The 11928-nt window shown below is 45.0% G+C and carries 8 protein-coding genes; 2 read left to right on the forward strand and 6 right to left on the reverse strand.

The window, feature by feature from the left end:
- Positions 1 to 55 precede the first annotated feature (55 nt).
- Positions 56 to 3223, forward strand: coding sequence for a TonB-dependent receptor (locus C7475_RS17130; protein ID WP_110054598.1), 3168 nt, complete (start codon positions 56 to 58; stop codon positions 3221 to 3223).
- Positions 3224 to 3296: 73 nt separating this feature from the next.
- On the opposite strand, the gene C7475_RS17135 is transcribed toward C7475_RS17130, so the two are convergent.
- From C7475_RS17135 to C7475_RS17155, 5 genes are all read right to left on the reverse strand, one after another.
- Positions 3297 to 3809, reverse strand: a complete 513-nt coding sequence (locus C7475_RS17135) for an OmpH family outer membrane protein (protein WP_158286528.1) — start codon at positions 3807 to 3809, stop codon at positions 3297 to 3299.
- Between the two features lie 160 nt (positions 3810 to 3969).
- Positions 3970 to 5778, reverse strand: coding sequence for a hypothetical protein (locus C7475_RS17140; RefSeq protein WP_110054600.1), 1809 nt, complete (start codon positions 5776 to 5778; stop codon positions 3970 to 3972).
- Positions 5779 to 5992: 214 nt separating this feature from the next.
- Positions 5993 to 6448 carry an OmpA family protein gene (locus C7475_RS17145; protein ID WP_110054601.1) on the reverse strand — a complete coding sequence of 152 codons (456 nt, stop codon included), beginning with the start codon at positions 6446 to 6448 and terminating at the stop codon, positions 5993 to 5995.
- A gap of 187 nt (positions 6449 to 6635) precedes the next feature.
- A complete protein-coding gene (locus C7475_RS17150) occupies positions 6636 to 8051 on the reverse strand; it encodes an alpha-L-fucosidase (RefSeq protein WP_110054602.1) in 1416 nt (471 codons plus the stop codon).
- A 132-nt stretch (positions 8052 to 8183) separates the two neighbouring features.
- Positions 8184 to 8747 (reverse strand): YceI family protein, encoded by a 564-nt coding sequence (locus C7475_RS17155; protein WP_110054603.1) that lies wholly within the window; start codon positions 8745 to 8747, stop codon positions 8184 to 8186.
- A 208-nt stretch (positions 8748 to 8955) separates the two neighbouring features.
- Here C7475_RS17155 and C7475_RS17160 point away from each other — a divergent pair, with 208 nt between their 5' ends.
- Positions 8956 to 10239, forward strand: coding sequence for an amidohydrolase (locus C7475_RS17160; RefSeq protein WP_110054604.1), 1284 nt, complete (start codon positions 8956 to 8958; stop codon positions 10237 to 10239).
- A 52-nt stretch (positions 10240 to 10291) separates the two neighbouring features.
- Here the strand turns inward: C7475_RS17160 and C7475_RS17165 are convergent, their stop codons facing one another.
- Complete coding sequence (locus C7475_RS17165; protein ID WP_158286529.1) at positions 10292 to 11788, reverse strand: S8 family serine peptidase; 1497 nt, start codon at positions 11786 to 11788, stop codon at positions 10292 to 10294.
- Positions 11789 to 11928: the final 140 nt, after the last annotated feature.

The following is an 11928-nucleotide window of genomic DNA, read 5'->3' on the forward strand; positions in this document are numbered from 1 at the left end:
TTAACATCCTGCCATTGTGTTGCATTGATTTGTACCCGACTATATTTTCGCGCTTATGAAACCTATATGTATTAGCATCCTTTTGCTATTGTTGTGTTGTTTTACCCGCTCACAACTATCCGCGCAGACAACCCAGGCCTCTATTACAGGCGTTGTTACTGATGAAAGCAAACAACTTATTCCGGGGGCATCTGTCCTTGTCAGGAATGAGTCTACTGGTTTCAGTAGCAGAACCGTTACCAATACCAAAGGTGAATTCTCGCTGAAGGAATTGCCCCTGGGAGGACCTTACACCATTACCATATCCTTTGTTGGCTATAGCGAACAGAAACGTACAGGATATTCACTGAACCAGGGCGACCTGGTAAAGGTGAATGTTGAAATGAAGTCTTCTGCTGTCAGCATGAATGAGATCACTGTAAGTGGTAGTGGACTTAAGAACAAGACGGAGAACTTCGGAGCGGCAACGACTGTAACGGCACGTGACATCGCACGATTGCCTGTTAACGGCCGTAACTTCTCTTCTCTGATAGATCTTTCTCCGTTAAGTAATGGCAGTAATCTGGCAGGCCAGCTTGGTTCTTCTACGAATATCACTATTGATGGTACCAGTGCTAAAAACCCGACGTCCAGCAGTGGTACAAATACCCGTATCGGCGGACCGTACGCGCTGTCTATGGAAGCGATCAGGGAGTTTAAAGTAGTGACTAACCAGTATGATGTTACGTTCGGACGTAGCGGTGGCGGTACTATCAGTACCGTAACAAAGGCTGGTACTAATACTTTCTCCGGTAGCGCTTTTCTTTATTATAGAGGCGATCAGTTAGCCAGCAACTACGACATCCGTGGTAATAAACGTATAAATGATTTCTCTACCAAACAGTTTGGGTTCACTTTAGGCGGGCCAATCATTAAGGACAAGGCCCATTTCTTTGTAGCCTGGGACCGTCAGGCAGACGCCCGTCCTTTACAGCTTGCAGATATTCAGTCGCCCGCCGATGAGAAACGTCTGAACGTGACACAGGCTACCCTGGATAATTTCCTGGCAATCGCACGTGGGAAGTATGGCGTTTCTAATGCACCACAGTTCGGATCATTCGATAAGAAAAGAGGTACGGACGCTATTTTCGCACGTATTGACTGGCAGCTGAGTGATAAGAGCCTGCTGACATTGCGTGATAACTATATCAGTGACCGCGCGCCGTTAGGTCGTGATGACAATAGCCCTATCAACCTGTACGAAGTATACGCAAATGCCAAAGCTGTTAATAATAGCATCCTGGCTACATTACGTACGGTGTTGAATCCGCGGTTAACGAACGAACTGAAAGTGCAGCACTTATATACGTTCGAAGAAAGCTCTCCGGGAGATCAGTTGCCCTCGGCGAACATCCCGCGCGGCATTGTAGAGCGTGTACAATCTGTAATGGGTACCGATACGGTATATCAGACCATTCAGTTAGGCGGCCAACGTTACTCTCCAGAACATTTCTACAACCACGTCGTACAGTTGATCGATAACGTCTATTTCAGCACAAATAAGGCGAACTTTACTTTTGGTACTGACATCATGTACAGCCATATGAACTCTTTATATGGTAGTGAAATGAACGGCCGGTTCTATTTTACGGGTATGGATAACTTCAACAATATGAAACCTTACCGTTATGCGCGTGAGGTAGCATTAGCGGATGATCCGAGTGTTAAGCAGAACATCATCAGTGGCGCATTGTACGCACAGATGCAGACAAAGCTGTTCCGTGGGTTTGAAATGATCGCCGGTATCCGCGCTGATTATACTACTTATCTGAACAAGCCTAACTTCAATGAAACAGTATACCAGGACCTGGGATTACGTACTGATAACTCATTAACTACTTTCCAGGTGCAGCCACGCCTGCAGTTCAATTGGGATATCAATGAAAAACATACTGATTACCTGCGTTTCGGGGCAGCTATTTTCGGCTCTGACATCAACAACTATGCAATGATCAACAACATGCTGTTTGATGGTACGAAGGTGCTCACAGTGGATGTTCAGGGTGCTAACGTACCTACTCCTAACTTCGTTGAGTACCGTAAGAACCCGGCTTCAGCACCAGGTAAAGAGTTGTTCGATGAATTGGGATTACCTCGTCAGGGTACCATCAATATGAATGGTAAGGACGCAAGGATCCCTGTTGTTTACAAAGCAAATATCTCTTACAGCCATTTCTTCTCCGACCGCTTCAAAATGGGTATTACCGGTTTTGCAACCATTGCGCGTAACAACTATATGTATGTTGACCGTAATATGGCCGATCAGCCGTTCTTCCGTTTGGCGAATGAAGGGAACCGTGGTGTATATGTTCCTGCCAGTACAATTGCTACCTCCAATGGTGCTACTGACTGGATGAAAGGCCGTAAGAGCGACCGCGTGGGGCGTGTACTTGAGTTGAACAGTGAAGGTAAGGTGAACCAGTTTGCTTTTGTTGTAGACGGTACTTACCGCTACTGGAGAGATGGTGAGGTGTCTTTCAGTTATACTTGGAATGATGCAAAGGACAATACTTCTTACAACGGCGATGTGGCCAATACTGCGACATTGTCTCTGATGGTAAAGGATGATCCGCGTGACCTGCGTACAATGTCTTATTCTGATGGTCAGTTCCGTCATAAAGTGGTTTTCTATGGAACACTGCCTAGCTTCTGGGGTATCAATGTGGGTGTTCGTTACTCCGGTATCGGCGGTACGCGTTACTCACTGGCGGTGGGTGGTAATGTGAATGGTGATTTCGTAAACTCCAATGACCTGGCTTATGTTTTTGATGTGAAAGACCAGAACGTTCCGGAGAAGATCCGTAAGGGTATTCAGTCTATCCTGGATAATCCGCTGGCTTCCGAGAGCATTAAAGATTACATTAAGAAAAGCAGTGGTAAGATAGCTGAAAGGAACGGCGGTGTGAATGGTTTCTATGGCACCTGGGACTTGAGAATAGGCAAAAAGATCAAGACTTACAAATCACAGTATATAGAATTGTCCGGCGATTTCTTCAATGTGGCCAACATGCTGAACAAAGAATGGGGTGCTATCAAAACATTGGGCAAACAGAACATTTATTCACTTGGAGGTTTTGACAACGTTGCTTCTACCTACAAGTATAATGTAGCTGTGAACTCTGGTGTGATCACTCCATCAGGAAATCCATGGCAGATACAGATCGGTATCAGATACGGATTCTAAATGATACTTTATAAAACAAAAGGGGCTGCTTCAAAAATGAGGCAGCCCTTTTCTTATTAACTAACACAAACAACTATTTGATACCCAGTTTCTGTCTGGCTGCCGGTAGCAGGTCCTCGCAGGTGGCGGTTATAATGATCTCTTTTGAGTTATCCAGTACACAAACAAATCCTTTCTCTGTTGCCAGATCAGATACCGCTTTTTTTGCCTTTGCAAGAATAGGAGCTGTAAGTTCCTGTTCACGGGCGCCGATCTTCTGTTCCATACGCATTCTGTATTCCTCAATATTGGATTTTGCCGTTTCCAGTTGTTTAAGCCGGATCTCCTTCATGTCTGGTTTTAAGGTAGCTTCATCTTCCTGGAACTTTGTTGCCATCTGCTGAAATTCTGTGATGAGCGCCTGCCCGTCTTTGGCCAGCTCCTGCTGATAAACCTGTAATGTATCGTATGCACGTTTGGCTTCTGGCATGCCTGTTACCAATTGCTGCATATTGATATAGGCAATCTTGGCCTGTGCATAACTGTGTGTAGTAGAAAATGTGGCGAATGCCGATAAAAACAATGCAATAGTAAAATTCTTTAACATAGTCGTTAAGTTTATAGGTGACGATGCAAATTGTAGAATCATATCGTAATAAAAAGTTAAGGGATTTGTAAAGGAACGTTAAGCAGGCTCCGCTGGTACAAATGAAGAAGGAGGAAAACATGCGGACATGCTTTCCTCCTTCAAACGTTATATAGAGATCTTATTTTTTCTGATCCTGAGCGATCTTCTTAAGGAGTGTTTCATTCAATGGTTTAATGCTGCCAAAGACGTGGCTTAAAGCAGCTGGTTGCAATGAGCCTCCGCTATGACAGGTAAAGCAGGTGAAACTGGTGGACTGGAAGTAAGTTTCCATTGTGCTGTTAGCCAACACGCTTGTACCAATAGCGCCACCTGAAGTGGAATCTGCCGGATAGATACTGCCTGTTGGTGCGGAGCCGCCAAATGTCCAAACAGCACCGATGAACACATAGTTCTTCCTGATATCCTTACCTTGTATTAAACTCATGATCGAGTTGTTAATAGAGATAAGTTCGGTATTGGAGGCGGAAGCACTGGTATCCTGTTGGTTAGGGACTGTGCCCATAGCTGTTCCGAACGGAAATATACGTTGTGTATTGCTGGGGGCAATCTGGTTACCCGGACTGGCCAACAGGTTTTGTGTGGTTTTGTCGTAATTGATGTAGGCTACATTGTAGGGCGTTTCGGATGCATTGCTATTAAAGAGCCAGGATCCGGTATTTGCTGCAACGGTATTTACCTGGCCTTTGTTGTTGATATATTGATACGCTGCATTAGGTGTATTGCTGTGATGCTCGAATGTGGCCCAGATCATTTCAGGGTGGCCTGCTACACTACCGACAATATGTACACCTACCAACGCAAGTTTTGCTTTTTGTTGTCCGGCAGGTTTCCACAGGGTATCCGAGGATGCGGTATATGTTGGGATCATAGCATCCATTAAGAAGTAGTCTTCAGGGTTATCCAGGCTGTCGGCAATTACCCAGGAGGTCTTCAGTTCCATAGTAAGTGCGTTTGAGTCTGTAGGGACAGGATATCCATGTGTTTTTGCATAGTTAACGATGCAGGTCCTTTCCTTTGCTGTAGTAGGGAATTGCTGATTGGAAATGCTATCATTCTTAAAGTTCGGATCATTAATTGCGGTTAGATAGTAGGCATACATGTCATTGACCATTGTAATATAATATACCATGGAATTATTCTGAGCGATCAATGCATTATTTGTTGCCTGGTTTACTTCTCCGTCTACCTCATTGCCATTAATATCTAAGATAACTTTTCCTGTACTGGTGGGGAATACGTGAAGTACATTTTCAGCATGGAGCAGTCTGGTTACGATCAGCGGTTGCTCGATCTTGTTGCCTGCTTTGTCTTTTAACAGGGCGGGAGCGTTGTAAGCCTTTTCAACATTCCCTAATTCTATCAGTTTACCTGCCTTGTTTTTTATCAACACTTTTTCTCCTGCTTTATGGACCATTACTTCAAACAGACGACCTTTTTTATCTCTGAAAACGGGTAATCTGTTAGGACCATTTTTTTCTACGCTGCTGGTAGCTACCGGAATTATTTCCGGTGTATGTTTCTCCAGTTGCAAACCTCCGGCGGGACTAGCCACCACAGTATAAAATACAGGTGAAGCCATTACAGAGCTTCCGGCATACTCTGCTGAAGATGGAGATGTGACCCACAGGAACATACGTTCTGACCATTGATAGAAATCGCAATTGTTCTGATGGCCGAAAGTGACACTGTTAGCGGGAGAGACCAATCCGTTTTCAGCAGCTGTGCCACTTTTAAACCAGGTGTTAAAGGTGTCTTTGGTAACAGTGCAGCTAGCCATTACATCCTGCGGTAACTGAATACGGGAATAGGTTGCATTTTCAGCTGTGCTTTCGGTAGTTTTGTTGGTGTTCGTATTGTTGCATGCGCCCAGCCATACAAGGCCGCATGATGCCATGAGGGAAATACCGACAATTACATTTTTTTTCATGTTGTACGTTTTTAGACATGTGGTGAGATAAGGGAAATCAGATGAAGTAATAGCCGCTCCAGATCTATGTGAATAGAAAAATAGGGTGTTATTACCTGTGGGCTATAGGTTATTCAGGAAGTGAGGAAGATAGTTCTTCTGTTAATTGAGTTGTCGTAATACGGCTAAATGTAGTAATATAAACTTGATTTTCCCGGAATTTTTTATCGTTAAGCTATTTCTGCACCATTTCTACTCTTCGGTTCCTTGCTTTGCTTTCCTCATTTGCATTCGACCCTACCGGCGATAGTGAACCGACACCATCTGCAGTAAGCTGGGTGGCGGGGACTGCGTATTTGGCGGTTAGTTCACTAACAACGGCGGTAGCACGCTGTTTGGATAGGGCAATATTATGTTGAAAATCACCTGTATTATCGGTGTGTCCGACGATGAAGACCTTAAATGATACTTCCAGGAACTCTCCTGTTTTCTCGACCTGGGTAGAGGTCCCTTTGGCTTTGTCCAGGATCGTAAATGTTATCTTGTCAAATTCCTTTGTATCGCATGACGCTACTTCGAAGTTTGCCATATTGGTGAATAATGGATGGCCGGGGCACTGTTGTGCATAAATGTAGTCTGGGTTACACAGGAAAGTGGCAACCAGTGCAAGGGTAGAGAAAAATTGTTTCATTGTTTTAGTTTTCACATTGGTTTTGAGGTAGAAAATTTGTGCTAAAGGTAATTATTCGCCGGGAAGAGAAAATAATCACAGGGAAGAATTATTATACTGATAAAATGGCTATTCCTTTCCTGTGAAGACGGACAAAAAAGGGCGTACCACATCGTGATACGCCCCTCAAGTATGAGATGATTGTTAATTATGCACTGATCTTGAATGCTGCACTGTATTTCAGGCCGCTTTGCGCTTGTATGTTCTTCGGTATCTTAATGGTCAGCTGACCGTCCTTCAACGTCCATTGAAGTTTGGCTTTAGTTCCTAACAGCGTTACGCGGCTGATCTTTTTGATATCCTGCACAGCAAATGTTACTTCTGCCGGCAGCTTCACATCGTCACTGTCAGAAAGATAATAAGCATATAAAGAATGCTGGTCTTTAGACTGCGTGAAATAGATGTTCTTATCGGAGTAAGGTGCTACCGGTCTGGATCCATGAATACCTTCTCCATTGATGTCCATCCACTTGCCCATATCTTCCAGACGTTTGTATGCTTCAGGATGCCAGTCACCCTTTTCACTGGGGCCGATATTCAACAGGAAGTTGCCGCCTCTTGATACGATCTTTACGAGCAGGGATACCAGCTGCCTGGATGGCTTGTAGGTATCCCGCGGACTGTAACTCCAGGAGTAACCCATTGTCATACAGGTTTCCCATGGGTAAGGTAGTGGTTTGTCGGGAATGGATTGTTCCGGCGTAGTATAGTTTTCAAATTCACCCGGAACAGTTCTGTCAACGACGATCAGCCCCGGCTGGTGATTACGGGCCATGCCGACGATCTTTGGCATATCAATGCTTTGTTTGCCGTCAGGTCTTACCCAGCCGCCATCCAGCCAGAGGATATCGATAGGACCGTAACCGGTCATCAGTTCCTGGATCTGGTTGTATGTGAAGTCGTTAAACTTCTGCCAGCGATCAGGGAACTTTTTAATATCGTAGTTTACGTGCTCGTCTTTCGGCGGATAATATTTCCACCAGAAGTACTGGCTATGCCAGTCGGGTTTTGAGAAATAGGCGCCGATCATGAAGCTGTCCTTCCGGAATGCATCAAAGATCTCTTTAGTTACATTGCTGCGCGGATTCTTAGAGAAAGGGGTATTGGGACTGGTGATCTTATAATCGGTCTCCTTCGTATCGAACATGCAAAATCCGTCATGATGTTTTGTTGTGAAGATCACATACCTCATACCCGCTGCTTTAGCTGCTTTCTCCCATTTTTCAGGGTTAAAGTCTACCGGGTTGAAATCATACTGCAGATGTTCATAAGCGCTTCTATACGTGTTATAATCCTCACTGTAGGGACCTTTCCTCACTACCCAGTCAACCGGACAGATACTCCAGCTTTCTACTTCGCCCCAAAGCGTATAGGTACCCCAGTGCATGAACAGCCCGAAACGCTGGTCCTGCCATTGGGACAGTTTTCTGATCACTAATGGATCTTTGGGCGCCTGATAGTCTTTCGACATTTCATGTACGCCGTCTTTTTCCTGTGCTGATGCATATTTAACCGGCATGATGCCTGCCAGAAGCAACGGGAAAATGGCAATTAATTTCCTCATGTATAGACCTGTTTAGAATAAAATGTGATGCAGCTTGCAAGATCCCGGAATTGCCTTATCCAGGATGTGCATATTTTATCAGATGCTGATAACGTTTTAGCCTTTTAAGTCAGGCGGGAAGAGCAGGCTGTTTTAATGCCTGAAGGTCAGGTTAAAAGAGATGGTCACATCTTCGCCGGTTGTGAACTGACCGAAGAGGAACGCCGGAGGGTCAATATCGAAGTCGCGCATGTTGATTTGCTTACTGCCTTTGACGTTGATGCTTTTATCTGCATTGACCTGTGTGGCTCCTGCAATGTCGATGGTCCGGGTAACACCGGCTACAGTAAGATCGCCGGTGCAGATAATGACAGTGCCTTGTTTAGACACGGTTGCTGATTTGAGGTTAAAAGTGATGGTAGGGTATTTGCTTGTTTTCAGTGCTTTATATGCTACGGCATCAAGGCCGGTACGTTCACTTTTCAGGCTTTCTGAAGGCATGGTAAAATTGAGTAGGGTCAGTCCGCCCAGCTCACCGTCTTCATAGAATGTAAAAGTAGCATTGCAGGCGATCTTGGATGTTTTCATTTCCCAATCATGCATAGTGGACGTACCGTTGATAGTGAGCGTGAAATCATTCTTCTGCTGTGCGATAGTGGTTGTCGTCAATTGGTGTGTTAAAAACAGCAGGGCGATTGTTTTGCATAATGTCTTCATAGTGTATATCCTTTCATTTGATACTGCAAATTAGCGGGGCGGGCGGGAGTGAGGCATGACGGTCATCAGTCAGGAAGATGATTCCGGCTTCCCGTGATGCTGATATAAGTATAGCCGGTACAGTGAGCGCAATTAGAGATTTCCGACGGAAATAAGCCGAAAATCTCTATTTTGTAGTATATCCATCAACCAAAATCTTTTATTGCTTATGAAACCGGGGCTTATTGCATTACTGACATTTGTACCCATGCTGACGATGGCTCAGCTGAAAGAACTGGATAAGAACGTTGCCAGTATTAAAGATTCTGTCGTATCCTGGAGAAGATATCTTCATCAGCATCCTGAGCTCTCTAACCGGGAATATAAGACCGGTGCTTATGTAGCAGCCCGTTTAAAAGCCTTAGGTCTTGATGTGCAGACAGGCGTTGGCAAAACAGGTGTAGTGGCTATCCTGAAGGGCGGCAAGCCTGGCCCTGTCGTCGCCTTACGTGCTGATATGGATGCTTTGCCTGTATATGAAAGGGCGAATCTTCCTTTTAAGTCAGTAGATACTGCCGATTATCTTGGTCAGCAGGTACCCGTTATGCATGCCTGCGGCCATGACACACATGTGGCCATGTTACTTGGTACGGCATCTGTACTAACTTCTATGAAAAAGGATGTACCAGGAACAGTCAAGTTCATCTTTCAACCGGCAGAAGAAGGTGCGCCAGGCGATGAAGAAGGCGGTGCTCCACTGATGATCAAAGAAGGTGTTATGGACAATCCGAAAGTGGATGCCATCTTTGGGTTACATATCAATTCACAGACACCTATTGGTACCGTGAAATATAAGTCGGGTGCTGAGATGGCATCAAGCGACTGGTTCGTCGTGAAGGTGAAAGGAAAACAATCTCATGGCTCCCAGCCCTGGCATGGCATTGATCCTGTTGTGGTAGCTGCACAGATCATACAGGGCTTTCAAACTATTGTAAGCAGGCAGATAGAACTGACTAAAGCACCTGTTGTGATCACGGTCGGTAAAATACACAGCGGCGTGCGGAGTAACATCATTCCGGAAGAGCTGATCATGGAGGGCACTATCCGTACGCTGGACGGAAAGATGCAGCAGGAGGTACACGAGAAGATGAAAGTAACAGCAACGAAAATAGCAGAGGCATCGGGTGCTTCTGCAGAAGTGACTATTGATACGAAGACGAAAGTGACCTTTAATGATCCTGCGCTGGTGGAACAGATGGTACCGTCATTAGAGGCTGCCGTTGGCGCAGAGAATGTGAAGGAAGGAGATTGGACGACCGGTGCGGAAGACTTTTCATTTTATGGCGACAAAGCCCCTGCGTTCTTCTTTTTCCTGGGAGGATTACCAGCAGGTACTGATCCGGCTAAAGCAGCTGCACATCATACACCGGACTTTTATATTGACGACTCCCGATTGGATGCAGGCGTGAAAATATTCTGTCAGCTCGTATTTGATTACGGGAAGAAGAAATAATAATAAGAGAAGCCCGTCCGCTTAAAGCAGACGGGCTTTTTCTTTCATGATATTAATAACTAACCGCTTTTCCTGCATTGATCTGTCCATTGCCGAAGAAGGCATCTTTACCTGGTAATCCGTAGTCGGTAGATGATTTACGCAATATGAGCTCGACCAGTAATGGGTTCATATTCCGGTGTTTGCCATACAGCAATGCGATTGCCGCACTGGCGTGAGGAGCCGCCATACTTGTACCGGCAGACCAGCCATAGGAGTATTCATTTGTTGCTTCATCCCAGAAGCCGATATTGAAGACAAAATTGAATACGTACTCATAGAAGACAATACCACCAACATTAACGATCGTGATATTCAATGGTTCTGCCCAGTTACCGCCAGGTGCGCCATATGAAATGAAGTTTTTGCCGTGGTTTGTGAAGATGGATGGTCTATAGAGTGTAGTATCCTGGTTGATGCCCCAACCCAGCGGGCCGTTAGAAGAAATAGATATTACGCCCAGCGCAGCAGCGGGGTAGGTAATAAATCTTTTCTCAGTATCGTAATCATAAGCATCATTACCGGCAGCAGCAACAACAGTAGTACCATTCAAATTAGCCCATACTGTAGCCCTGTTGATAGCTTTGATCAGGTCTTTAATATCCCTGTCATATTCTACTATAATGTCATCGGAAGGATCGTCGGGCGTACCGTTGTCGTCCTTATAAGTTTTACGTGGTAATTCTCCGCCGAGGCTCATGTTGATGACGTCAGCGTTTTGCTTTGTAGCATAGAAGATACCATCGATCATAGCGCTGAATGGTCCGGAACCCGCGTCGGACAATACTTTTACGAGGATCAGTTTTACTTCAGGAGCAACGCCTACTACGCCAACTTCATCATCCAGCGCAGCAATGGTACCGGCAACATGTGTACCGTGGCTGAAACCATCCGCACCATGATACTGTACTTCCTCACCTTCAATAAAGCTTTTGGTATTAATGATGTTGGGAGCTATTTCCGGGTTACCCAGGAGGAAACCTCCATCAAGCACAGCTACTTTAGCGCCTCTGCCTTTGTAGCCTTTATCCCAGGCCTGCGGTGCTTTTACAGATTGCAAGCCCCATTGGAGGAAGCTGTATGGATTGCTGGCCAGCGACTTTGATTTTGCTCCGGAGAGGTTTGCACCGGAGGCAGGTATTTTGTTTGCACGGTATACTTTTTCTGGAAGTCTCCAGCTTTGTACAAGGTCAATGACTACTGATTCTACATCAGCAACCTGCCTTGCTTTTTCGGGGAATGAGGGGTCCGGCGTTTGTACCCTGATCAGGCCTAATTCCGGATTGGCTGTTTTCAGTTTGAAATTTCTTACGCGTAATTTACTCAGGCTTTCTGAAATGTTTTCCAGTTTAGCACCTTCTTTAGCGATAATAATAAAGCCCCTGTCCTGGTGTTTCTGATCGATGACGCCGTCGCGGATCTTGATCGTTTTGTCGTCTTTCGTACAGGAGGCAATAGTCATCAGCATCATAATGGGGAATGCTAGGGCAATGAGTTGACTTCTTTTCATAGAGCTTTTTTTAAAAGTGATTAACAGTAAATGAAGACAGATTGGAAAATTGATAGATTTTGTGTGCTTGGTTGAAACTCTAAATGCTACAAATAAGGGTTGAGTGAATGTAGATAAATTATTTAGAAAAAAAATATGGA

This window comes from Chitinophaga sp. S165, assembly GCF_003182155.1.
GTDB lineage: Bacteria > Bacteroidota > Bacteroidia > Chitinophagales > Chitinophagaceae > Chitinophaga.

What these genes read in the sequence shown, in the direction of transcription:
- C7475_RS17135 (WP_158286528.1), bottom strand. Translation starts at nt 3,809, where the DNA reads ATGTTAAAGAATTTTACTATTGCATTGTTTTTATCGGCATTCGCCACA.
- C7475_RS17140 (WP_110054600.1), bottom strand. Translation starts at nt 5,778, where the DNA reads ATGAAAAAAAATGTAATTGTCGGTATTTCCCTCATGGCATCATGCGGC.
- C7475_RS17130 (WP_110054598.1), top strand. Translation starts at nt 56, where the DNA reads ATGAAACCTATATGTATTAGCATCCTTTTGCTATTGTTGTGTTGTTTT.
- C7475_RS17165 (WP_158286529.1), bottom strand. Translation starts at nt 11,788, where the DNA reads ATGAAAAGAAGTCAACTCATTGCCCTAGCATTCCCCATTATGATGCTG.
- C7475_RS17150 (WP_110054602.1), bottom strand. Translation starts at nt 8,051, where the DNA reads ATGAGGAAATTAATTGCCATTTTCCCGTTGCTTCTGGCAGGCATCATG.
- C7475_RS17155 (WP_110054603.1), bottom strand. Translation starts at nt 8,747, where the DNA reads ATGAAGACATTATGCAAAACAATCGCCCTGCTGTTTTTAACACACCAA.
- C7475_RS17145 (WP_110054601.1), bottom strand. Translation starts at nt 6,448, where the DNA reads ATGAAACAATTTTTCTCTACCCTTGCACTGGTTGCCACTTTCCTGTGT.
- C7475_RS17160 (WP_110054604.1), top strand. Translation starts at nt 8,956, where the DNA reads ATGAAACCGGGGCTTATTGCATTACTGACATTTGTACCCATGCTGACG.